Here is a 24,352-nt window from a genome sequence, read left to right as displayed (position 1 = left end):
GCAAATGGAGGTGCAGTGGCAATCTTTACGGACCCTATCAGGGAGCATGCTGATTTCGGGCCGGGCGATGCCGAGTGGCTGCACCTGTTGGTGGGGGACTGGCAGATGGTGGCGGACCTGGCGTTCGCCGACCTGGCACTCTGGTTCCCCCACCCGGACCACGGGTATGTGGCGTTGGCGCACGTCCGGCCGTCCACCACGCACACGGTCTTCCATGGAGACTTCGTGGGCGAGGGCATTCGGTCGGACCTGCAACCGCTCGTGGACAAGGCGTGGAACAGCCGGGCCATTGAGCGGTCCAGTGAAACCAACTGGAGCAGCGACATGGCGCTCCGGGTGGAGGCTGTGCCCATGGTCCGGAACGGCCGGACGCTTGCAGTGGTGACAACGCACATGGACCTGTCCAGCTCCCGAATGCCATCCCGGCTTGAGCTGACGTACCGCCAGTGCGCCTATGACCTCCTGCGGATGGGCACGCTCGGTTTGTGGCCCGACTTTGCCTCGCCCACCGGATCCCGACGGGGTGCGCCACGTGTGGGGGACGGGCTGATCCGGCTCGATGCCGAGGGCGTGGTCCAATACGCCAGCCCCAATGGTGTCTCTGCTTTCCGGCGGCTTGGTGACGGGGAGTCCCTCGAAGGCCGCTCACTTGCCGAGGTCACAGCAAGCCTGCTCAAGGACCGGCGGATGGTGGACGAGACGCTGCCCTTGGTGGTCACTGGCAGGATGCCGTGGCGCAGTGAAATCGAGTCCCGGGGTGTCAGCCTGTCGCTCCGGGCCATTCCGCTTCGGGACGAACAGCAGCGCTTCGGTGCGCTGGTCCTATGCCGCGATGTGTCCGAGCTGAGGCGGCGCGAGATGGAGCTGGTGACCAAGGACGCAACCATCCGGGAGATCCACCACCGTGTGAAGAACAACCTCCAGACCGTTGCTGCGCTTTTGCGGATGCAGTCGCGCCGGATGGTCAGCGAAGAGGCCAAGCAAGGCCTGGAACAGGCGATGCGGCGGGTTGCCACCATCGCCCTTGTCCATGAAACCCTGTCGCAGGGGTTGACGCAGAGCGTCGACTTCGACGAGCTGATTGGGCGCCAGTTCCGGCTTTCCGCGGAAGTCGCCTCGCCGTCCCAGCAGGTTAGGACCGAGCGCTCGGGAACATTTGGTGAACTCCCCAGTGACCTCGCCACACCGCTGGCGTTGGTCATCAATGAACTGGTGACCAATGCGGTGGAGCACGGGCTGGAGGGCAGGGCCGGAACCGTGTGGCTCATTGCTGACCGTTCCGAAGGGGAAGACGGCGAGGAACTCACAGTGACGATTGCCGACGACGGTGTGGGCCTGCCCGATACGCCTCATGTTGAGGGGCTGGGCCTGCAGATCGTGCGCACCCTGGTGACGAGCGAACTCGGTGGCACCATCCAGTGGCAGCCCCGGGAGGGTGGCGGCACCGCCGTCCGGATCCGGCTCAGTTTGTCAGGAAAGTAGCCATAAGGCACGTAGGCGGCAGGTTCCACTGCCGCCCACGGTCCTTAAAGCGCCCACGGTCTTTTAAAGACAGAGCCCCTGCCGCAACCAGGTTGCGGCAGGGGCTCGTGCTTTGCTCGATCAGGAAGCGCGGCGTGCGCGGGCTGCCCGGCGCTTGAGTGCGCGGCGCTCGTCTTCGCTCATGCCTCCCCAGACACCGGCGTCCTGGCCGGACTCAAGTGCCCACTGCAGGCAGGTGTCCACCACCGCGCACCGGCGGCAGACGCTCTTGGCTTCCTCGATCTGCAGCAGGGCCGGGCCCGTGTTCCCGACCGGGAAGAACAGTTCCGGGTCCTTATCCAGGCACGCTGCGCGGTTACGCCAATCCATGCTGATCAGTTGCTCCATTTCTGGGAAGTGCTTCTTGTGAAATAATTCACTAGTAGCTACAAAGGAAAAGGGCCCGGCAGGGCCCCCTTGGTCATCTGAATCAAGCCTGTCATGTTAACGCTGTGTAAACAAGGGGTTCTAGGGGCTGATATCCCCAGAACGCTGAGCGATACATCACACTGGCCGTGCTGGTCCTCACCAATGACCGACTATCTCCGGTAGGGTGCCAGTGTGTCAAGACCCCCGGTGAATCCCGAACCATCCTCTTCCCCTGCAGAGGAGCCGCTGCGTTCGCCCGGTGGTGGCCCCTGGCTCGGGGGCCGCGTGCCGCCTGCAGCCCTCGTTGTGTCGATTATCGCGGGCGCCGAGGCAACCGCCCTCCTGGTGGCAGCAGGCTGGTACGGCTACCAGTTGCTGGCCGGTAGCCCGGTCCTGTCCTGGTGGGGGGCGGTATTTACCCTCGTTCTCTTGCTCGCATTTGCAGCGTGGCTGTATGCGGTGGCGGTTTTCCTCTACCGGGGATACCGCTGGACCCGGGCTGCTGCCCTCGTGGCCCAGTTGTTCGTTCTCACGATTGGATTCCCGACCCTGACCGGTGGCCTTGTCGTTGCCGGTTTAGCCATGCTCGTACCCGCGGCCGCCGCCATCGTGCTCCTGTTCCACAATAAGGTGATCAGCTATGCCTCCCGCACGGGAAGTGCGCCGCCCGCACTGTAGGCCACCTGGATTGCGCGGGAACGTCCACCGGCAATGAGCACCCCCCTGCCCGGAGGTGGACCCGGTTCCACTTCAAAGCGCACCCCGAAGGCGTCCCCGTCGGTAAATGTGGCCGGGCCGAGCAGCAGTGCCGTTCCAGAGGCGCGGGCACCCATGGCGAGTGGAACACGCTGCAGGAGCAGGGGGCTGTAGTTGGCAGTCAGCACCACCGGCTGGCCCAGCGACTGCAGCTCTGAGAGATCGCGCATGGCCGCGGGGAGCAGAAGGTCCGCGTCATCGGCCAGCAGCACCGTTTGCTTGGGCAGATCCCCGGCCCGGACAGCCCGCAGCACGCGGGCCCAGGGGTTGGAGTCTTCACCTCTGGTCCCGGGGCAAAGCCAGGAATGTGCGGGGTTCAGTTCCTGTAACGCATTCACCGCGTTGGTCTTGCCGCTGCCGGCCCTCCCGAGGATCGCGACGACGCCTCCAGGGGTTAGCGGAAGGGAAACAGGAGAAAGCTCGTCGCCACCCACTCCAACGAGCACGTCCTGGGGCAAACGCCCCGGCGGCGGGCTGCCAGGCGCTGCCGGGACTGCATCCAGGGCAAGGACCTCCGGCGCCGTTATCCGCATAGGCAGTGGTTCCACGCGGAAGGGTGGAGGTTCCGCCCGGTGACCGGTGAGTCGGCCAGCCGGGCTTTTGCTCCACTTCCGGCCGGCGATGGTCCGGAACACCTGGCAGACCGCCGCGTCCCCGCCTGAGACCGGACCGAAAGCCACCGCCCTGTTTTTTATTGCCGGCGTAGATGGCATCCGGGGCCAGGCAACCCTGCTGTCCTGGTTCGAACCGGCAGGAAAGTAGAGCCGGTTGGGCAGGGCCCCACAAAACCTGGCAGTGACAAGTTCCCGGTCGCCCGAGATGACAACGGTGACACCCGCGCGGCCACCGTCGCGCACCAGATCGTGGACGAGGTCTTCGGCCCACGCCAATGGCCCGGACCTGAACGCCGACACCCACGACCCCCATTCGGAGACCACCACCACCAGCGGAAGCGCGGGCTCCCCCGGCCGGCTGAGCCGGCGGGTTGATTCGACAGCCACTTTCTCAAGCACCCGAACCGCGCGTCGAAGCTCATGCAGGCCCGTGTGTGCGCCTACTCGGCTGTGCGCGGCGATGTCGTGGAGAGTTCCGGCGCCATCCAGGAGATAGCAGTGTGCCATCTCCTGGTGGACAAGCAGCCGCCGCACTACCATCTCCACCGTTTCGTTTGCGCCGGAAGCGGGAGCGCCAATCAGAGCCAGATGCCTGTCTGCGGCCGGTCTCCAGACGAGAGGTTGCACGGACTGCGCCCTGGGAAGGTCGATCGCTCCAAGGGCAATGGACCAGTCCGACCGGCACGTGGCGGAACTGCCGGCAGGCGCGTCGTCCTCCGGAGGTTCCGGGATGTCCTGCGGCAGGGGAGCGGCGACCGGAAGACGCGGGGGTGCCCCGTCGCGCACAGCCCAAAGATCACGAATCATGGCCACCAGTGGTCCCGCGGCCTGGGCGGGCGTCTGCAGTTCCCCATCCGGAGGCGCAGAAGCCTCTGATGTGAGGTACTCGGTGGTGAGTTGCACGTTGATGGTGTCACCCCCGGTGGCCGGGTCATGGACCAGGCCAGTGGTTGCCGCCTGGAATTCCTGGGCGGGTTCCTTGCCCCGTGCCAGGAAGGCCCGTCCGGGGGCATCGACGCTGATGCCTGCCGCCGCCTTGGAACCGATGACGTCAACGGACTCCATGTCCGACTGCACCCGCAAGGCGATGCTGGAGGTGATGTTTGCGCGGATGTCAGCCGTCAGGGCGCCTTGGGGTCGTTGGGTGGCCATGACGAGATGAATGCCGAGGGACCGCCCAACGGATGCCAGGCGCATCAGCTCGCGAAGTGCCTCGGGAGCATCATCAACAAGCATCCGGAATTCGTCGATGATGATGACCAGGTGGGGAAGCAACAGGTCCTTGGACTTCGCTGTGGCACGGTACCCCGAAAGGTCCGGAACCCGTGCCGCCGCGAATGCCTGCTCACGGAGCCTGACCTCTGCCCGAAGTGAGGCCAGGGTGCGTTCCAGTTCGTCCGTGCTCAGGTCCGTCAACAGCCCCACGCAGTGAACCAGGCCGCTCAGCGGACCGAGCCCCGAGCCGCCCTTGAAGTCCACGAAGAGGAAGTTGACCCGGTCCGGCGCATGAGTGAGCGCCAGCGAAAGGGTGAGGCTGCGGAGCAGTTCGGACTTGCCCGACCCGGTCGTCCCGGCAACCAGCACATGGGGTCCGTCGGCGTGAAGGTCCAGCGCTCTGGCTCCGCCGGCGGTAAGTCCGATTGGCGCCGACAGTCCGTCGCTCCGGGCGCTCGCATCCCAGCGTGCGGCCGTCTGGGCGGCTGACAGCGGCAGTACGTCGCCCAGGGTACAGGTGGACGGTACTGCCTCTTCCCCGGGGTTCGGTGTGCGGGGAGCAGCCGCCAGCAGCCGGCAGAATCCGTTGAAGACCTCCTCCGGTGGGAGGTCAGGCACAAAGTCAGTGTCGTTTCCCGGCCGGCGCAGGGTAGCGGCGCACCCCTTCAGGATGACGTCTCCGTTTTGTCCGCCGGTTGCAGCCGAATCGAATTCGAGGACTTTCCACCCGCCCAGGAGCGCATCTACAGGGAGCATGCCAGCCGTGGTGCCGTCAGCCGCCGTGTCTGCCAACAGAAGCACACCATACTGGTAACCGTTTGCAAATCCCTCTGCCACCGCCCGCCGGCAGGCGGCTGCAGTTGACGTCAGGGTCACACCCGGCAGATAGCGTGCGCTGAGAGGGAGGTTCTTTGGCTGCCCGTGAATGATGAGACGCGTGCTCCGGCACCGGGGGTATCCGGAAAGCTGCATGACAATGGACCTGATCATTCCGTCCAGCAAAGGCCGTGTTCCCTGGAAAACAGTGCGGGGCCGCAGCACGTCAAGGACCACCGGGACTGCTCCGGCGGACGGGACGTCCACGGCGGCCGCGGCCGGTGCGATGACGACGTTCGCGTCCTGCTCCGCCTCTCCCAGCCGCAGCCAGATCCCGCCCTCATCTGCCGGGAAGACAGACGAACTGCGTTTATCTCCCTTTGCCAGTGCCACCATGGCAAGGGAGGGCCCCGACGCCAGCCGCCGCTCCCGGTCCTGACCAACTGCCTTCCTGACTGCCGTGACGATTTCCCGCCGTTGGCGGCGGTCGGCAATTACAGGGATAAGAAGGGCCAGCGCGGAGGTTGCGGCGAAGGCCAGGAACATCCACATGCCCGTAAAGACGGCCAGGCCAACACCAATGGCAAGTGGAAGCGTTGCGGTGACAAGGAGGGCTGCTCGGCTTCCGGGATCAGCCCGGCCCGGTACTGTGATGGGTTCCTGGACTGAAGCGCCGGCGTTGCCTAGTCCCTTGACGGGGATGTCGGCGAACACCAGGGACATCGTGGTACTTCCGCACCTTATGTTCGAGCCAGTGGATACGGCCGAGTTCCGGATTCTTTCACCGTCCACATAAGTGCCATTCACGCTGTCCAGATCTTCAATGAAGATGTCGGTATCGGTGACAACCATGCGTGCGTGCTGCCTGGACAACTCCGCGTCCGGGATGACAATGCGGGCATTGGTCCTGCCGATGCTGTACGTGCCGCGCCTCAGCGGCACGACAGTTCCGGCGCCGGCGCCCGTATGAACGGCAAGGACGAGCCCGGCAGCCTGATCGCCGCCAGGGCGGCGCTGCTGCTTTCGCCGCATTGGTGCTGCGCCGCCGTCGACCAATACTGCGCCGGTGACCAGCGGCGGGGTTCCCAGCCGCACCGACCTCAGGTCCTCGCCCTCCACGGTGACCATTCCTGTACCAAATTTCTCTGCAAGCTGCCCGCAGATGTCGGCGCCGGCAGCGCCGTCGGGGGCGTCAATTGTCAGCTCGAGTGGCTGGACGGCCAAGTGCGAGTCCGGGCTGCCAACCAGTGTGCAGTGCAACGTCATAAGCACCGATCCTTGTTGCCGTTCACTTCACGCTAGCCAGCCGTGCCAGGCTCCGCTCCTGCACGGGGGTCCTATGTGGACAACCACACCGCTTCAGCCTTTCTGCGCCCGTCAGTCGCGCCACGGTTAGGATCGCTACAGACGGACCCGGGCGTGGTCCCCATCACGAAGGAGCCTCTCGTGAGCACCATTGCAGTCACCGCTGATATCTCTCCCGACTGCGAGATTGGCCAGGGTACCAACGTCTGGCACCTCGCCCAGGTCAGGGAGTCGGCCCGGGTGGGGGAGAACTGCGTCATTGGCCGTGGGGCGTACATCGGGCCGGGGGCCGTTCTTGGCGACAATTGCAAGGTGCAGAATTACGCACTTGTGTATGAACCCGCCGTGCTCGAGGCCGGGGTCTTTATCGGCCCCGCTGTGGTGCTGACCAACGACGTCTTCCCCCGGGCCGTGACACCCGAGGGCGGGCTGAAAACCGAGGACGACTGGGACAAAGTCGGCGTCACCATACGGGAAGGCGCTGCGGTGGGTGCCCGTGCAGTTTGCATTGCCCCCGTCACTATCGGGGCATGGGCTACTGTGGCGGCAGGGGCCGTGGTAACGAGGGACGTGCCGGACTTCGCCCTTGTTGCCGGCGTTCCCGCGCGTCGTATTGGCTGGGTGGGCAGGGCAGGACAGCCACTCCGGCAGGAAGGCCAGGAGTGGGTATGCCCCCGGACCGGGACGCGGTACCAGGAACACGACGGGAGTTTGCGCGAAGCCTGAAAGCAGGGCATACGACGGCGGGAAGCGGCCGCTGATTCGACGGGCGCTGCGGCGGCTCGGGTAGGCTAGAGCAGCAGACGATGCGCATCATTGCGCTGCCCGCATTCAAACCAGGAGATTTTGTGACCGCTGACCTTGTCATCGTTGGGTCTGGCTTTTTTGGCCTGACAATTGCAGAACAGGCCGCTACCGAGCTCGGCCTCAAGGTCGTCGTCATCGACCGCCGCCACCACATTGGCGGCAATGCCTACAGCGAGAAGGAAGAGCAGACCGGCATCGAGGTGCACCGCTACGGGGCACACCTGTTCCACACGTCCAATGAGCGCGTCTGGGAGTATGTGAACCGGTTCACAACCTTCACGAACTACGTTCACAAGGTCTATGGCGTCCATAAGGGCGAGGTCTTCTCCCTGCCCATCAACCTTGCAACGATCAACCAGTTTTTCCGTGCCAACCTCACCCCCGGCCAGGCACGTGAGCTTATTCAGGAACAGGCCGGCGAGCTCGCTGGCACCGATCCGCAGAACCTGAATGACAAGGGCATCCAGCTGATCGGCCGTCCGCTGTACGAGGCCTTCATCAAGCACTACACCGGTAAGCAGTGGCAGACGGATCCCAAGGACCTGCCCGCCGGGATCATTTCGCGGCTCCCGGTGCGCTACAACTATGACAACCGGTACTTCAACGACAAGTACGAGGGCCTGCCTACCAACGGCTACACCGCCTGGATCGAGAAGATGGCGGAGCACCCGAACATCGAGGTGCGCCTGAACACCGACTTCTTTGACGAGTCGCACGAATACAGCAAGAACAAAGTTGTAGGCCGCATTCCGGTCGTGTACACGGGACCTGTTGACCGCTACTTTGACTACGCCGAGGGCGACCTCTCGTGGCGGACCATCGACTTCGAGGAGGAAGTACTCGACATCGAGGACTTCCAGGGCACATCAGTTGTGAACTACAACGACGACGACGTCCCCTACACCCGGGTCATCGAACCCCGCCACTTCCACCCGGAGCGCGACTACCAGACGGAGAAGACCGTCATCATGCGCGAGTTCTCGCGCTTCGCCGAGAAGGGCGACGAGCCGTACTACCCCGTCAATACGACGGCGGACCGCGAGCGGCTGCTTAAGTACCGCGACCTTGCGGCCGCTGAGAAGGATGTTTTGTTCGGCGGGCGACTCGGAACGTACAAGTACCTGGACATGCACATGGCCATCGGGTCGGCACTGAGCATGTTCGACAACAAGATCCGGCCGCACTATGAAAGCGGCGCAAAGCTGGAAAGCGGAGGCGTCGACGCATGAACGCCGCGCCGGGCTGGACGACACTTCAGAGGGTAATTTTCCCGCCGGAGTCCGGGGTGGACACGATGTCCCTCTATGCGGATGCCGGCCCGGCAACCGGGGTTCGCTTCAGGGAAAGCGACGAATTCGCCAGGAATCCCAAACCTGTTGAACAAAAACTGCATCTCGTGGGTTCCAGTACCCGCGAAGTACACGTAGACGACCTGCTGTCGCGCCAATCTGTTCGGGTACGGTCCGGTGAGCAACTCTCATTGGGGACGTACTTCAACGCCTTTCCTGCCAGCTACTGGCGCCGCTGGACCAACCTTCGGGACGTCCGCCTCGTAGTAGAGACTTCAGGCCGGGGATCTGTCACCGTGTACAAGTCGAACGCTCGGGGCACAATCCAGCGCGTGGACGGGGCCAGGGTTGAGAACGATGCCCGAACAGAATTTGAGCTGACCATAAAGCCGTTCGGCGACGGCGGGTGGTACTGGTTCGATCTTGCCTCCAGTGCCGGAGATCTCATCCTGAAGCAGGCGCGCTGGGAAGGTCCTCCGCCGCTTCGCAGCGGGGAAAAAGCCACAATCCAGATTACGACCATGGACAAGCCGGACTTCTGCCTGGCCAACGTCCGGACTCTCGCGGGCCACTCCGATGCACTGGATCTCGCGAAAGAAGTGATCATTGTTGACCAGGGCTCCCGGAAGGTTGTTGACCAGCCGGGCTTCGCGGAAGTTGCGGCCCTACTGGGTCCGAAGCTCCGGGTGATCAACCAGGCGAATCTGGGAGGCTCCGGGGGGTTCGCCCGTGGAATGTACGAGGGCGTGGAAAACGGCAGCGACTACGTCCTCTTACTGGATGACGACGTGGTCATGGAACCGGAGAGCATCATGCGGATGATGGCATTCTCCGGCCGGTGCAAGAGTCCCACGATCGTCGGCGGGCACATGTTCGACCTGTACAGCAGAAGCACGCTGTACTCGATGGGCGAAACAATCGATTCCCGCCGCTTCTCGCCGAGCCAGCCGCACCGGGACATGCAGATGCGGCACGACTTCAGCGTATCCAACCTCCGGCAGACGCCATGGCTGCACCGGCGTTTTGATGTTGACTACAACGGGTGGTGGATGTGCATGATCCCCACCTCAGTGATTCGCCGGGTGGGTCTACCGCTGCCCCTGTTCATCAAGTGGGATGACTCGGAGTACGGCTTGCGTGCCCGTGCCGCAGGGTTCCGGACTGTATCCCTCCCCGGTTCGGCGCTATGGCACATTTCGTGGATTGACAAAGACGACCTTGTCGGATGGCAGGCGTACTTCCACAACCGCAACCGGCTCATCACTGCGCTGCTGCACAGTCCCCACCCCAAGGGCGGCAATGTTCTTCGCGAGTCTTTCCAGGAAGACGTTAAGCACCTCGTCTCGCTTCAGTACTTCACGGTGCACAACAGGCTGAACGCCCGCGTGGACCTGCTGTCCGGCCCCGGGCATCTTCATCCGTCGTTGCCCACTAAGCTTTCCGAGATCCTGGTCCGTCGCGGTGCATATTCGGATGCTCAGATGCTTGAGGACGTGGACGAATTTCCGGCTCCCGTACTCGGTGCGGGCTTGTCGTCCTCCGCGGACATCCAGATGCCGGCGAAGAAGGATATGGTCCAGTGGGGCATGGCCACAGTGGCCAGGCAACTACTGAGGCGGCCGTCCCCGGAGTCCTTGGCACGTCCACAGGCGTATCTTGCCCACATTGATAACCGCTGGTTCCGGATTGCACACTACGATTCCGTGGTGGTTTCAAATGCTGAGGGAACCGCGGCTTCCTGGTACAAGCGCGATCCCGCAAAACTCAGGGCGATGCTCAAGCAGTCAGCTAGTCAGCATGCACGGCTTTACAAAGAGTGGGATGCCCTGGCCGAGGAGTACAAATCGGCACTGCCGGCCCTGGTGTCGATGGAGGCCTGGCGCAGAACCTTCGAGGCTGCTGCCCCCGGGCAGGGCCACCCAGGTGGCCCTGCCGCCAGGAGCGCTGCAGCTTCCAGCTAGCCTAAACGGTGTGCGCGGCCGTCTGGCTGGTCCGGGCAGCCCCTGCCAGGGTCCCCGGCAGGGGCCGGGGCGCTGTCAACAGACGGTAAAGGCATACACCACTCACTGTCAGCAGCAGGAGATAGGCAAGTGCGAGGACCTGCCAGGTGCCCGGAGGCTGCCACTCAGGCTGGAACATCTCGGTCCAGTTGACGTGGTCGCCGTGGTCACCCACCGTGTACCGGCGAAGGCCTTCAGCCATAAGATACGTGTGAGCTGCAATCCCTAAGACAATGCCCAAACGGATTCTGGACCTCATCACCGGCCCCAGTCGCCAGGAGTGAAAACGAAGAGCAAGTCCCGAAGCCAGAATCAGTGTCACTACAATGGCCAGCGCATAGCGGCCCTGCCAGATCCATCCCAGGCTTTCGCTGCTGCCGGCCTGAAGGAGAACCGGAATCAGGATTACAGAGGTTGCCAGAAGCCCAACGGACCACCTTCCCCGAACTGGCCTGGCAGTGAACGACAGGAACAAGATAGAGCCGTACCCCAGCACCCACGCATAAACCACGTCTATCGGTGGTGCAGTATCCAGGGAGCCCAGAACCCCCACATATTCGCGCATGTACCCGACAGTGCGTTCGAGCATCAGCAGCGCAGCTTCCTCTTTTGGGATGGGCGGAGTGACGGAGAAAAGACTGTCGAAACTGCGCGCGCTCAGCGTCCACCAGATTGAGAAAAGGCTCGACATGCCCACCAAGAGAATGCTCACTTGGAATGATCTGTTTTTCAGGGTCCGTACCAGCGCAGGAATACTGCTGGTGAGAGCTGCCGCAACAGCTGCCAGACACAGCCACACCAGTGAGAGTGGCCTGGTATTGGCCAGCAATACTCCGGCTGCGGTCATGGCGGCTACATTGAGCGTCGTTGGCCGTTGCCGGGAGGATTGTTCAAGAATGAGACACAGATTCATGAAAAAGGCCGCAGTAGAGGCGATTTCCAAGGCATTTGGGTTGACGGCGCCGGTGAGGAAAAACACTGCAGGGGTTAGGGCTACAGCTGCGGCAATCGTTGGCATCTGGAATCTTCGAAATGAAGTGGCTGCGCAAAAGGTGGCCGCCAGAAAGAACGCGGTCATCCACGAACTGATGAGTCGCATTGCGTATATGGCCACTTCGCCCGTCAACCCACGACTGCCGAGGCCTACTACGGCGTAGTAGACGGGGTTGTAGTTGCCTGCTGTTGTTGTGGCGGAAGTTGGCCCCCGATCAGCCCCGTCGATAGCCGGAGAGCACGCAGGTGTGACGCTCGGCCTTGTAGCGAAGCAGTTGTATTCGTTGAGGTGGGCGATATAGCCGGGCACTGAAACCGATACGGGTTCACCTTGGCCCCCTTGGCTGTTGCCGCTCAGTTGACCCCGGGCTACGGCAGCGGCCTTTATCGTGTGAGCGGCTTCGTCGGGGATCGACATCAGGGGTGACGCGAAGCTCCAAAGGGTCCCGATGCAGCCGAACAGTATCCAGGAAACTAACAGCACGCGGAGCGGTGACGGGCGGCTGTCGTCCCGCCTGAAAGATCTCACTGACGGCGGCCGTAACTGGCTAATGGAATTTTGCATGATAGGTTTAACCATACTTTGGACGCTCGCAGTTTAAATCCGTGCGCTCCAGCTTCTGGGGAGGATAAATAACGATGCGCAGTTCGATTTCTCGTGCATCGTCGTCCCCAGGACCCCCCGTTGATGCGCCCCCTGCAGTCCCCGGGCTCGCTATTGGCTTATATGAAAACGCTGTTGTGCGGTTCCTGTTTGTCGGCGGCCTTTCTTTTGCGCTCGACCTGGGGATCCTGGCCCTGCTTCATGAAGTTTTTGGTGTAGCCCTTTGGGTTGCAACACCCATCGCATTCATCGTCAGCCTGGTCTTCAATTTCCTGCTGCAGCGCATGTTCACCTTCCGCGCCACTAACAAGGGCAGCGTCAGCGCCGCTAAATACATCCTGTTGGTGCTCGTAAACATCGCGGTCATCGATTTGGTCGTCACAGGCTTCGACGCGCTTGGGTGGTCATACATCATCGGTAAGGCGACGGCCACGGTCATGACAACGGTCTGGAATTACCTTCTTTACCGTCACTGGATCTTCAAGCGGACTCCCGACAATAGCAGCCTGCCGGCCTGAGAGGCTTGGTCCTGCCGGGGGACTTGCGCCAGTTCAGTGGCATGGTTTTGCTTCCTACGGCAACCGTAGGGAGGCGCCCGCCCAAATACCAGTTACGGTTACGCCCGCGGTCGCGTCGGACGCTACCCAAACCGGACTACGGCCTTACAGGGATGGGCATCCAGCGCCCGGGACCAGCCGACAGAATTCCAGGCCCGGCCGTGACTTATTTGCGAACTGCTGGTCGTGCCGGATGCCTTCACCCATCGCTCTGTTCCTGGGTGCGCCTGTGGCACCTGCCTCACGGGCGCGTCTCCTAATCCTCGTCCTCTCTCCGAGATGCTTGATGGGTGTCGCGTACTTCTTATTTGGCTAATGGGCAGTGGCCCGCATTGAGCCGTTGCTGCCGTCGTCTGCTGGCCGTCGCGGTCGTCCCTTCCGGGACGACCGCCGGGTGATCGAAGGCATCATTTACCGGTACCGGTGAGGGATCGCTTGACGGGATGTGGCCGTCCGAGTTTGGTTCGTGGCAGACGATTTGGAAGCGGCACCGCCGCTATAGCGGTGATGGAACTCGGGACAGGGTCCTGGCCGGGCTGCTGACGGTGGCGGATGTGCGGGGTGAAGGGGAGCGGTTGATATCAGTGGACTCGACGGTAGACCGCGCCCACCAGCACGGCACCAACCTTCGCCGCACCGCAGGGGGCCCGGTCGAATTACACGAAGATTAACCGGGCAGGTTTGGGCAGGGCCCCCGACCCGCCCGGAGCGAGTCCGGCCGAAACGTCGTCGAACGCAACTTCGACATTTACAAGCAATGGCATGCCTCGGCCACGGGCTACGACAACTCGCCCTGACCTACCGGGGCGGAGCTGTCCTCAGAGCAGTCAGCATCTGGCTGGCAGCTTTAGGAGACACGCCCCTAGGACTGACCCTGGCCCGCCGGGAGCCCGGAACCTGAAGCAACGCGGTCACCGGGATTTGGCTCAGCCTCTGTGCTCGCGGCAGTTTCCGGCAGGGTTTGCCGCTGTTCGGGCGTTTTCCATAGGTGACCGCCACGACCGCTGGTCCGGTCAATGAGCGGCTGGCCCCGGTGGAGGTACCGGAACAGGAGCAGAACCCCGGTGGCTGTCACGAGCAGATAGGCGACAGTCAAGGCAAACCAGCCGAGGGGTGGCTGCCAGTCGGGAGACGAAAACAGCGTTTGCCAGTTGGCGATCTCGCTGATGCCCACGACGTAGCGTCGCAGAACGTAGACAAACGTCAGGGTGTGGCAAAACACAACCAGCCAGAACAACACCCGTGAAATGTGCACCGCAACCGGGCTGGTGGGGAATCGAAGCTTCCGCAAACCCAGTCCAACGCTGATGAAGAGGACGACGACGAGCGGCAGTGTGTACCGTCCCTGCCAAATGAACCCCATGCCGCGCCACAGGGCGGTTTGCAGCAGTGCGGGGACCAGGTAGAGCATGGCCAAGGCCACCCAGTAACCGGTCCAGTTGCGGAGGGGGCGGACACAGAAGGGGATGATTAAGGCAGCGACCATGAGGCCGCCCCAAACGAGCGTGACCAGTTCCGGCGCTGGTGTGTCCAGCCATCCCATGGTGCCGATGTACTGCGGGAAGAAGTCGTAGGTCCGGTCCAGCATGATCATGAAGCCCCGGTACAGAGGGGCGTCCGGACGGGGATTCGCAATTCCTTCGGGAGCCACTCCGACATTCGCCGGCCCGTTGGCTGCGACGTACATCCACAGGAGCCCCAGCAACGCGCCAGGGACAGCCAAACCGACAGCTGTCAGAACCCTTCTGTCCTTGAACACTGCCATCGTGCGGCGGAGCCGGAACGAACATACGCCGACGATCAGGGCACAAAGCAGCCACACGAGGGAAATTTGCCGGGCATTTGCCAGTACCACGGTGGCCGCTACGACTGTTGCAAGTGCAGGCAGCACCCGTCTGGTATTGCGCCAGTTATCCAGGACGACGACGAATCCCGCGAACGCCGCCATTGTGGCCGCAATTTCCAGCGAGTTGGGGTTGATGCCTCCTCCGAGGAACAGGATCATCGGTGTCATGGTCAACGCAGCCACGAGGACCGGATACTTCGGCCGTCTCAGTTCGGTCAGGGCAGTGAACCCGGCCGCGAAAAACAGCGCGCACAGCAAGGCGCTGACCAGCCTCATGGCATAAATGGCAGGGGCACCGGACATGAAGAGGGTGGGGAGTCCGACCACCCAGTAGTACATCGGGTTGTACGACCCCGCGGAGGTCACGCCGATGTTTGTGAATGTATCGTCCGCATAGACCGGAGCTGCGCAGTCAGCTGCCTGGGCACGATTGAATTTATAGCAGCTTTGGGCGTGGAGGCTGGCGATGTAGTTGGGGACCCGGACATGGACGCCATGACCAAAGGAGGTGCCTTCCTCGACAAGAACCTGGCCCCGGACTACCGCAGCAGCCTTGATGGTGTGCGCCGGTTCGTCGGGCGCACCCATGAGTGGGGTGGCCATCGACCATAGGCCGAACAGCAGGGCAAAGATCGTGGCAAGGAGCCCGAACGTCGGCAGTGGACGTGGAAGGCCGCGGCGGACGTTATTGAAGAAAAGGGTCATTGTCCGTCTCCGTTGGTGCCAATCAGTGCACGTCCTTCGCTTACCGCCGTCTTGCTTGGTGACATGACGAAGGCAAATGCATTCGCGTTCTTCTGCGCGTCTTCGCTGAGGAGGCTATCGCCCAACGACCGGCTCAGTCCGGTCAAGGCTGGTTCGGAGTACTCCCGGCACATATGTACGTAGATCACAGTGCCCAGTGCATAGCCGGAGCGCCCGTCGAGGCTCTGGACCACGCTGCGCGGGGAAGAACTGACGTCACCAGTAGTGACGGCGTCGACGACAGAGGACGCCTGAAGCCTCCTGGGCTTGCCATCAAAGACGAGCTGCGCAGGGGTAAACCTGTTGCCGATGATGCTTCCATCGAGGATGGAAAGCCCGCCATTTGTACCGTCCAGTTTGTCGGCGAGGTCCAGCTGCGAGGACGAAACTTGTCCTTCGACGGTGGACGGCCAGCGGTCCGGCGCGTCAGGTTCCCAGTCAGTGCCAGCTTCCCGGCCAAGGTAATCGTTTACTGGACGGACCGTATCCGACGGACCCTCCGGCGCGATGACGGTGATTTCGAGGTCGGGCAATGCCGACCCGGGGTTCAGGGCGAGGAGGCGCGGATCGTTCCAGCGCGTGACCTCGCCCTGCAGGATTGCAGCGAGGCTGGGGGCATCCAGCACAATGTCATTGACGCCTTTGATTTTGACGGCAACACCCACCGGTAAAACGCCTGCAGCCACCGATACGGCGCCGTCAGATGTGCACAATCCCCGCACAGCTGCGGCTTCCTGATCGGAAAGGGGTGCCGAACCCACCGCGAAATGTGCCTGGCCGTCCTGGAAGGCTTTGAGCCCCGGTGCCGCGCCATCGGGAGAATAGCTCACCGAAGTGCCTTTGACTGCGCTGCCCCAAGCCAGACCCCATGCGCTGACAGCCCCTTGGGCGGCGTTGCTGCCGATTCCAGTAAGGGCACCTTGAACGGTGCCTGGGGGAGTGGCGGCACATGCAGACAGGGACAGGAGTCCCGACAACAAGACCGCAGTCCTTAGTTTTGCTCGGCGAGAAACGGGAATCACCTCTCCAGCCTAGTGCCCGTACAAAGAAAGTATGGGCAGGTGAACGTTGGGCAGTGGCGGGGGCTTGTTATATGCATGTTGAGATTTTGTACAGGCGTGCCGCTTCGCCTTGCGAATCCACAAGGGTCAGACCAAGGACTTCACCGATGTCCGTGACACCGGGATATTCCCGGGAACCAGGCAGATCTATCAGATACCGGCTTCCGAAATCCAACACGTATTGAACGTTTTTGCTCCTTAGCGCGGCACAGACACGGGCATCGTTCGGCCCATCCTTGAGGCGTTCGTCAATGAGTGTTGCGTCCTGGTCTTTTTCCGCAAACAGATGGGCCGTCAAGACGCGCCGACCGCTGTAAGCGTACGCAAGGGAACTGCCGTTCCAGGGGTTATCGGCAATGACGGCATCGGCGGGAACGTGATTTGGGAGGCGTTTCAAGAGTGCAAGTTCATCCGGAGTCAGCAACTCGGAAGCCGCGTCGAACCGGTACACAGTGGATGCGCCGCCGATATAGTGCGTGACCGGCCCGGCGAATGTCGCCAGCACCGTGAAAACAGCTGCAGTGATGGCGGCCAGGGCCACTGCGCCACAGTCCGCCAGCCTGCGGAAGCGACGCTCCAGGCCGCCCTGCATGCGGATTGCGACGGTAGAGGCCCGCCAGGAATCCCAGAGACGCAAACCGCCCACGACGGCCAGGGGTGTTGCGAACAGCGGGAGGAGGGCAGCCAGCCGGTAGGTGTCCTGGTACCAGGTGCCCACCAGTGCATCTCGCAGTGCGCCCTTGGGAAACGACGCGGCCACCACATACAGCCCGCCAACCACGCCGTAACATGCCGCTATCCAGCGCAGCCTCCGCCGTCGAAACACCGTCAGCAAACCGGCGACGGAAAGGACGGCAACGACGAGCGCCGGTATGGCAGATTGCATGGGACTGACTGTGAGGATCTCCCCGACGGCCGCACCCGGCTTAACAGAAGGACCCCAGTTATCGTAGGGCGCAGGACGCAATTTCAACCAGAACGCTGCTGCCACTACAAGGGCAAACAGGGTCCCGCCGATGAAAAGCCACGACCGCACGGCGCTTGCCTGGAATCTGGTGTTCCTCGCAAGACGCCACCAGACCAGCCCCACGATTGGGAAACTTACCGCAATAGTGGTGTTGATTGAACTCGTGTGGGCGAAGGCAAGTCCTGCCAGCGCGAGCAGCAGTGAGGCGACCCAGCTGCGCAGCGGGTCCGTCCGCGTACGCCCAACCCGGGCCACCGCTGCCAGGGAAGTTATGACCGCGGGCATCATGCTAACCGCCAGCGCATATGGAAACAGCGGGCCCCAGACGATCATGAGGAACGGGAAGGCCACTTGGGTGGCCGCGACGACGGCAGCGACAAGGAGGGCGGCAGGCCGGCGCGAGATTGTCTTGGCAACGAGGAACAGACAGGAGGCCGGCCACAGTACAGCTGCGAGGACCAGGTTGAGCACGTTTTGGGACGTTGCAATGTCGACGGCGGTCAGCTGCACCACAAGGGCGGCGAAAGAGTGCCACGCGGCAGGATATACAGCATCGAGACCGGACACCCCCTGAAGCGACGCGAGGGTTAAGGACGAGGCGTTTCCCGTGTCCAGGATGTACCGGATGGCGTTCAGGTGGAAGACGTTATCGAAAACCTGGGAAGGGTGCTCGGGCGAGCCGACCAACTGGATGAAGCGCCAGGTGATAGGGACAGTAGCGAGCGCCACGGCGGCGAAAGGCAGGCACTGCCGCCACGGCGGAGCACCCGCTACTCGCCAGCGAATCCCGCGCGTGATCAGCAGGGCGGCCCCGGCGAGCAACAGGGCGACGACGATGAACGGAAGAACGCCCCAGGGGATGCCCAGAACCCCGGCAAGCACTCCGGCGAGTCCGGCAGCCGCCGTCGAATGAAGGGGCGCGAGGCCGAGAACGCTGCCCAAGCGGAACTTGAGGCAAACGGCGATAACAGCACCGGGGATATATAGCAGGAGGATTGCCACTATGACCGCGGGAAGGATACCCATCCAGCTCACGAAGGTACTTCCTCGGTCCTGTCCTGCGGCGCCTTATCCCGAAGAAGTTGCAGGATCGCGCGGATCTGGATGGCTGTGACTGCTATCTCACCGATCGCCAGCCCAAGGGCTCCGCCCTGGCCACCCATCAAGCCTGAAAGGATGATCATGGCGGGCAGGCCCACCACAGCACCGGTGATGGTGCTGGAGAACACAACGCGCATCCGCTTTGCGGGCACAAGCCAATGCGCGCCAGTGGACGTTGTCACGCAGACAAGCAGGAACGACAGGCCAAACCAGAAACACGTCCAGAAGTCAGCCGCCCGCTCCGACCCGAACAGCCGTTCACTGGTCCACGGACCGAGCAGTGCCAGAATCAGCCAGCCTGCAAGGCCTAGTCCCGTGAGGGCCATCAGGGAGAACTTCCGCCGGTGCCTGTGGTCGGTGCCGAACTCGCTGACCCAGCCCTGGAGGCTGTTGCCCAGGGCGGCAGTGGCAAGTTGCCCGATGCGGTAGAACTTTTCGGCTGACACGAATGCGGCCAGGCCGCCAGCTGAAGCCGCGAACTGCACCACCAGCACAGGCGTGGAGGCGTACGCCCCGGCGGCAACGGTGATGCCTGCTCCGGCTCGAAGCCCCCAGATTTCCTTCAGCACGGTCGGCAGGGTGAGCCCCGCGAAATCCTGCCGGCTGGAATGGTCTTTGTTGAACCAGAGGGTACCGGCGAGTCCAAGCACCAGCAAAGCGAGTGGGTAGATGTACATCTGGCCCGTAGCAAACAACAGCGGAATCACGCCAAGGGTGGCGATCATACGCGGCACGACATCGTACTTCGCTATCCGGCCGGCATGTCCGGTTGCGATGCAGTACCAGGCCGGAGTCAGGCCTGCGGCACCCTGGGCACACGCCATCAGGAAGGCCACCCAAAACTGGTTGCTGCCGCTCGTGAACGTCAGGGCAACCGCCATGAGGGGCACTGCGCAAACGAACATGAACGAACGGGTGACGAAGCTGACGGCGTAATGCCGCCGTCGTATATGCTCTTCCGGCGCTGATGCCACAGCGGCTGGTCCCGTGAGGGGCCATCCCAGTGCTATGACAATGGCGGCGATTGACCCAACTGCCTGGCCCACAGCCAAGGAATTCCAGGCCGGGGTTCCGCCGACGTGCGCAATGATCGGCAGGAGGATGAACGATGCCAGGGAAGCGAGCAGCGGCAGCCCGGCAAACGCTGCGATCCTTTTGATCATGCCGTTCCCCCTGGCTTGGGGCACGCGCTACAGGTAGTCATAGGCGTCCTTGCCAAGCCGACCCCTGACAAAAACATCCTCGACTTCGCTCTTGAACCTGGAACGCTCATTGAGGATAGCGGCCCGGTAGCTGTCCTGCTTAGCAACCTCGGCGTCAAAGTTGTTGATGAGTTGCGGAAGCATAGCTGCAGCTGTGGGCACTTCGTCGTGACCAGGGGTGACTTTATGTTCCCACGGGACAGGGACATCCGCGTAGAAGGCGCCTGAACCGCGGCGCGCCACGACGGTGAGTGCACCAGACAGCGCAGCCTCGCGGGGCATGCGGTCCTTGCCGGGGTGGTGGCCCAGATCCAGGTAAACGCCGCAACCCTGGAGGGTGGCAACCACCTCGGACCTTGTCATGCCGGCAATGGGGCGCCACTCAATGGATGACGGGCATTGGGCCTGGACGGCCTCAATGAGATGGCCGCCCTTGGCGGGATTGTAGGTTACAAGCTGCCGGTTGCGCGCAGGCTTAGGCGAGCCCTGGAACTCAGCATTCGGTGTGTAGTCGGATAGGAGTGACGGCACTACATCCAGGCGTGTGGCAATGAAGGCCCACGCATAGGATGACTGAACCAGGTGGACCACATCCCGGTCCTTTCGGAGCATCCCGGGGTTGACCCGGTTTTTCCACATCCGTGCGTATGGAAATGCGCTTTCTTTGGCCTTTTCCACCAGCCCGGCGGTGTTACGCTGCCACATCCGTTCCGCCATGAACGTCAGGGAATTATCGATGCTCAGCCACCAGCACATGCGCCGCGCCAGTTTTACCTTCGACATCTCATAAACGTAAGTCTCGGGATAAACAACTACGTTCTCCGGCGCATCCACAATTTCAGGAGCCTCGGGAGCGTTGTAGCCGTTGTACTGCTCGACCCGCGAATTGTGCGTGGTGTGGGGATGCGGGACAAGGTAGGCATCCTGCCCAAGCTCCCGCAGCATATCTACGAGCTGGTGAAGGGCTTCGGGGCCCCCGGTCCTCAACCCCCTGTGGTAGAGGACGAAGATTGTTCCTGAAGTGGTGGTCATGACTGGTCTTTCGATCTCGGCCGGGCCATAGGCAACTGCTGAATAATGAAATTTGCTAACGCAGGCGGGCGGCGAGGGACTCGTCTATCTTGCCCATCTTTTGGCGGAAAGCATCACGAATGCCGGCTGTAGCGGCAAGGAGATGTTTCTTCCGGTTGGGGCCAAACCCGAACCGCACCACGTGGCTTTGGATCTCCATGTAAATCCGGCGAAGGACCCATGCGGGCTGTTTTAGGGCGTACCGGCGGGCGAGAATCAATGAGTTGCGTGTGATGTAGTAAACCCGGAATGGTGCGTGGTAGTACACGTAAAGTTTTTTTGAGCCCACCCGTGCGTGCCATCCGAGAATTTTCATGGGACGTGCGTTTCCCAGGCTGTGCTCCAGGTTGCAGCCCCTTCCAGCCAGGGCGCGCAGTCCCCGTTCCCGGAGACGGGCGTTGAATTCTGAATCCACGCAATCGATGAAGAAGCCTTCGTCAAAGAAGCCAATCGCCTTGAACGAGCTGGTACGCACCAGGGTGCCACTGGTCATCGGGTCAAAAATTTGGGGTTCTTCCGGGCTGCCCCACGTTGGCAGGGGAATGTTGTTGTGCGATTCGGCGCAGACCATGCCTACGCTGTCCGGCTCCTGGGAGCTTTGCGCCGTTGCCAGGGCAGAGGCCACGTAGTCGCCGGTGAACCGCGAGTCCTGGTCCATGGTCACGATCCACTCGGGATCCCACCGGTCGATTGCTTCCTTGATTCCAACGTTGAGTGCCCTGGCAATCCCGGAGTTGGTGCCGAGCCTGACGACGACAGCACCTGCCCGCTCCATCTCCTCCAGTGCCTGGGAGACGTCGTTGGGCGAACCGTCGTCAACGACAACGACGTGTTCCACGAAGTCGAGGAGCCATGTGACGTTCGCTACGTTTTCGGGTCCGGGGTTAAAGGCCGAAACAACTCCGCACACGTCCCGGCTCGGCCCGGATGTTCCCAGCTCTTCAGACCCCATCAGGCTGCCCTGGCCCGAGTTGCCCGACGTGCCCGCCGGACCGCCTCGTAGACGTTTCGGAGGAAGACGACCCGCGCCTTCAGGATCTTCGATGCGGAACGTATGCCGTGCGGGGTCAGGTTTTCACCGTGCAACCGATGCAGGATGGTGTCTTCTTCCATGTAGACGATGGAGCGGTTGACATTTCCCACAGTGGCCAGCCACTGGTCGTGGGACTCATTCATGTAGGAGGGGAAAGGCAACACCTGCTTGAGGAGCCTATGCCGGATCGCCATGGCGCAGCCCCAATGCAGGCGATAGCCAATTACGATACCGAGAATGTTGCGGACAGAGTGCGATGAATCTTCCGGCCGAAGTCGGATCTCGTGAAAGGCTCCCAGGGGCCCATCAAAGTGCTTGCAGTTGCTGACCGCCATGTCCTTGCCGCCCATGGCCGAAATCATGCGTTCTACCCGGCCCGGCAGCCACACGTCGTCCTGGTCGGAAAGGAAGATGAACTCTCCGCGGGCCTCGCTGAGGGCCCATTCGAAAGTACGAACGTAGCCGTTATTGCGCTCGGCCAGGATTAGGCGGATCCGTGGATCGTTAATTCCAGCAACAATGGCCGGCGTCTCATCAGTGGAACAGTCATTGACGATTATCAGCTCGTCGTGGCGGCCGATTTCCGTCAGTATCGAGTCAATCTGCTCTTTGATGTGGCGGGCGCCATTGTACGCCGCCATGCACACGCTGACGCGTGGCTTCGGGGCGGTTGCGGGCTCCATAAGTTTTCTCCTCGTGCCTCCGGGCGGTGCCAGCGGGGCGGGCAGGTCCCAAGCAGTCTAGCAAGCTGCGCCTGCCGGGAAGGACGCGGTGCTGGTCAACTATAATCGAGTGGATGCAGCCGCCGAGCTCTTCGAGCGGAAACCACGGAAGGAACCTCAGGTCCATGACCGTTGACGTAATGTTGCCGTACTACGGCGATGTCCATCAAATGAAGCTCGCCGCCCGCAGCGTGATGAATCAGGAGAACCAGGACTGGCGGCTTGTTGTCATCGACGACGGCTATCCGGATCCCGAGCCTGAACGCTGGTTCTCGACTATCACCGACTCCCGCGTCACCTACCTGAAAAACGAGAACAATCTTGGTGCCAACGGTAACTACCGCAAGGCACTGACCCTGGTTGAAGCGCCCTATGTGGTCATCATGGGCGCCGACGACATCATGCTCCCAAATTACTTGGACGTGGTGGTGAGCGCCTTTGAGGAGTATCCAAATGCCGACGTGGTCCAGCCAGGCGTCCAGGTGATCGACGAACAGGGCATCGCCTGCACGCCCCTCGTCGATGCTGTGAAAAAGGTGTACGCCCCAAAAACGAGTGAGCGCATCGAACTGAAGGGTGAGGTGATGGCAACCAGCCTCGTCCGCGCGGACTGGGCTTATTTCCCTTCACTCGCATGGCGCTCTGAAACCGTCAAGCGTATTGGCTTCACTGAAGGACTGGACGTGGTCCAGGATCTCGCCCTCCTGCTGGATATCGCGGCCGAACACGGTTCCATGATTGTCGATCCCGTGCTGGCGTTCCTTTATCGCCGGCACTCGGCATCGGATTCGTCGGTGAGGGCATTGGACGGCAGGCGCTTTGATGAGGAGCGGCGGTTTTTCCAGCAGCAGGCCGAGCGCTTCAGCCGCCTGGGCTGGAAGGGTGCGGCGCGAGCCGCAAGTTTTCACACGACGTCGCGGCTGAACGCCGCTTCCTTGATCCTGAAGTCAGTCCAAAAAGGCAAGTTCGATTCGCTGCCCCGGCTGGCCAAGCACATCGTGAGCTAGTCCACTGGAAAGAAAAGGGACGCCCTGAACTGAACTGCTCCCCGAAAGTTGGACTGAGAAATTCAGTTCCGGTTTTCGGGGAGCAGTTTTATGCGTGAGGACAGTTCGCTATCAGCGGAGCAGCGCGAGGCGGCGGTATCTTTGTTTGATGCTGGTTGGGGAGCTAAGGCGGCGGCAGCGCGACTTGGAGTGGACAAAGGTCCGGTCCGTAGGCTGTACGAGCGATGGCGGGTTCGTGGAGGTACGGCACTGGTGACCAAGCCAACCAAGCGGTTGTTTTCGTTTGATTTCAGCTTGAGGCCGTGCAGCGTTTCCTTTCAGGCGAGAACAAGGTTGCGTTGGCGAAGGAACTTGATTTGTCATCTCCGCGTTTGCTGGAGAAGTGGGCTCAGCAATACAGGGATGAGGGCCAGGAAGGCCTGCGCCCGAAACCGAAAGGCCGTCCCAAATCAAGCCTTGCTGCTCCCGCGAAGCCTGAATCAGAGCTGCAGCGTCTGCGCCGCGAGAACGAGCGTCTGAGGGCAGAGGTGGCCTTCTTGGGAAAAGTGCAGGCCTTGAGGGACGAGGGGCGGCGCTAAAGGCCCGTGCCGTCATCGCTCTCAAGGCCGAACACCGGCTGGATGTACTTCTGGACGTTGCCGGACTGGCCCGGTCCACCTACTTCTATCACCAGAGCCGACTCCAGACTCCCGACCCGCAAGCAGCACTAAAGGACGCGGTCACTGAAATCTTCATGGAGAACCATGCCCGTT

18 protein-coding genes are annotated in these 24,352 nt (G+C 62.1%); 8 read left to right on the top strand and 10 right to left on the bottom strand.

The window, feature by feature from the left end; genetic code table 11:
- Positions 1-15: 15 nt before the first annotated feature.
- Complete coding sequence (locus AC5RUU_RS00090; RefSeq protein WP_493973202.1) at positions 16-1,482, top strand: sensor histidine kinase; 1,467 nt, start codon at positions 16-18, stop codon at positions 1,480-1,482.
- A 120-nt stretch (positions 1,483-1,602) separates the two neighbouring features.
- On the opposite strand, the gene AC5RUU_RS00085 is transcribed toward AC5RUU_RS00090, so the two are convergent.
- Positions 1,603-1,851 carry a WhiB family transcriptional regulator gene (locus AC5RUU_RS00085; protein ID WP_493973201.1) on the bottom strand — a complete coding sequence of 83 codons (249 nt, stop codon included), beginning with the start codon at positions 1,849-1,851 and terminating at the stop codon, positions 1,603-1,605.
- A 324-nt stretch (positions 1,852-2,175) separates the two neighbouring features.
- Between AC5RUU_RS00085 and AC5RUU_RS00080 the strand changes: the two genes are divergently transcribed.
- Positions 2,176-2,568, top strand: coding sequence for a hypothetical protein (locus AC5RUU_RS00080; protein WP_493973666.1), 393 nt, complete (start codon positions 2,176-2,178; stop codon positions 2,566-2,568).
- Here AC5RUU_RS00080 and AC5RUU_RS00075 read toward each other — a convergent pair.
- Positions 2,529-6,557: a type VII secretion EssC family protein gene (locus AC5RUU_RS00075; RefSeq protein ID WP_493973200.1), complete on the bottom strand. Its 4,029-nt coding sequence runs from the start codon at positions 6,555-6,557 to the stop codon at positions 2,529-2,531. The two genes, AC5RUU_RS00080 and AC5RUU_RS00075, sit on opposite strands and share 40 nt — an antisense overlap.
- Before the next feature lie 180 nt (positions 6,558-6,737).
- On the opposite strand from AC5RUU_RS00075, the gene AC5RUU_RS00070 reads away from it, so the two are divergent.
- From AC5RUU_RS00070 to AC5RUU_RS00060, 3 genes are all read left to right on the top strand, one after another.
- Entirely contained in the window at positions 6,738-7,322 is a 585-nt protein-coding gene (locus AC5RUU_RS00070; protein WP_493973199.1) for an acyltransferase, read from the top strand.
- Between the two features lie 122 nt (positions 7,323-7,444).
- Positions 7,445-8,632, top strand: coding sequence for a UDP-galactopyranose mutase (gene glf, locus AC5RUU_RS00065; protein ID WP_493973198.1), 1,188 nt, complete (start codon positions 7,445-7,447; stop codon positions 8,630-8,632).
- Positions 8,633-8,799: 167 nt separating this feature from the next.
- Positions 8,800-10,653, top strand: a complete 1,854-nt coding sequence (locus AC5RUU_RS00060) for a glycosyltransferase (RefSeq protein ID WP_493973197.1) — start codon at positions 8,800-8,802, stop codon at positions 10,651-10,653.
- Position 10,654: 1 nt separating this feature from the next.
- On the opposite strand, the gene AC5RUU_RS00055 is transcribed toward AC5RUU_RS00060, so the two are convergent.
- On the bottom strand, positions 10,655-12,250 hold the full coding sequence (locus AC5RUU_RS00055) for a DUF2142 domain-containing protein (RefSeq protein ID WP_493973196.1): 1,596 nt from the start codon (positions 12,248-12,250) through the stop codon (positions 10,655-10,657).
- Positions 12,251-12,324: 74 nt separating this feature from the next.
- Between AC5RUU_RS00055 and AC5RUU_RS00050 the strand changes: the two genes are divergently transcribed.
- Positions 12,325-12,807, top strand: a complete 483-nt coding sequence (locus AC5RUU_RS00050; protein WP_493973195.1) for a GtrA family protein — start codon at positions 12,325-12,327, stop codon at positions 12,805-12,807.
- A 901-nt stretch (positions 12,808-13,708) separates the two neighbouring features.
- On the opposite strand, the gene AC5RUU_RS00045 is transcribed toward AC5RUU_RS00050, so the two are convergent.
- From AC5RUU_RS00045 to AC5RUU_RS00015, 7 genes are all read right to left on the bottom strand, one after another.
- Positions 13,709-15,397: a DUF2142 domain-containing protein gene (locus AC5RUU_RS00045; protein ID WP_493973194.1), complete on the bottom strand. Its 1,689-nt coding sequence runs from the start codon at positions 15,395-15,397 to the stop codon at positions 13,709-13,711.
- Complete coding sequence (locus AC5RUU_RS00040; protein WP_493973193.1) at positions 15,394-16,458, bottom strand: substrate-binding domain-containing protein; 1,065 nt, start codon at positions 16,456-16,458, stop codon at positions 15,394-15,396. Before AC5RUU_RS00040 ends, AC5RUU_RS00045 begins: the two co-directional genes overlap by 4 nt.
- 67 nt (positions 16,459-16,525) lie before the next feature.
- On the bottom strand, positions 16,526-18,490 hold the full coding sequence (locus AC5RUU_RS00035; RefSeq protein WP_493973665.1) for a DUF6541 family protein: 1,965 nt from the start codon (positions 18,488-18,490) through the stop codon (positions 16,526-16,528).
- A 5-nt stretch (positions 18,491-18,495) separates the two neighbouring features.
- Positions 18,496-19,728 (bottom strand): lipopolysaccharide biosynthesis protein, encoded by a 1,233-nt coding sequence (locus AC5RUU_RS00030; RefSeq protein WP_493973192.1) that lies wholly within the window; start codon positions 19,726-19,728, stop codon positions 18,496-18,498.
- Between the two features lie 27 nt (positions 19,729-19,755).
- A complete protein-coding gene (locus AC5RUU_RS00025) occupies positions 19,756-20,799 on the bottom strand; it encodes a hypothetical protein (protein WP_493973191.1) in 1,044 nt (347 codons plus the stop codon).
- 55 nt (positions 20,800-20,854) lie between these two features.
- Positions 20,855-21,790, bottom strand: a complete 936-nt coding sequence (locus AC5RUU_RS00020) for a glycosyltransferase (RefSeq protein WP_493973190.1) — start codon at positions 21,788-21,790, stop codon at positions 20,855-20,857.
- Positions 21,790-22,554 (bottom strand): glycosyltransferase, encoded by a 765-nt coding sequence (locus AC5RUU_RS00015; protein WP_493973189.1) that lies wholly within the window; start codon positions 22,552-22,554, stop codon positions 21,790-21,792. Before AC5RUU_RS00015 ends, AC5RUU_RS00020 begins: the two co-directional genes overlap by 1 nt.
- Before the next feature lie 164 nt (positions 22,555-22,718).
- Between AC5RUU_RS00015 and AC5RUU_RS00010 the strand changes: the two genes are divergently transcribed.
- A complete protein-coding gene (locus AC5RUU_RS00010) occupies positions 22,719-23,600 on the top strand; it encodes a glycosyltransferase family 2 protein (protein ID WP_493973188.1) in 882 nt (293 codons plus the stop codon).
- 302 nt (positions 23,601-23,902) lie between these two features.
- The gene (locus tag AC5RUU_RS00005; protein WP_493973187.1) at positions 23,903-24,178 is read left to right on the top strand and encodes a helix-turn-helix domain-containing protein; all 276 of its coding nucleotides are present in this window, start codon (positions 23,903-23,905) and stop codon (positions 24,176-24,178) included.
- Positions 24,179-24,352 lie beyond the last annotated feature (174 nt).

Source organism: Arthrobacter sp. K4-10C (assembly GCF_059090085.1).
The sequence above is the reverse complement of the archived record's forward strand: the minus strand, read 5'-3'. Positions and strand labels throughout refer to the sequence as shown.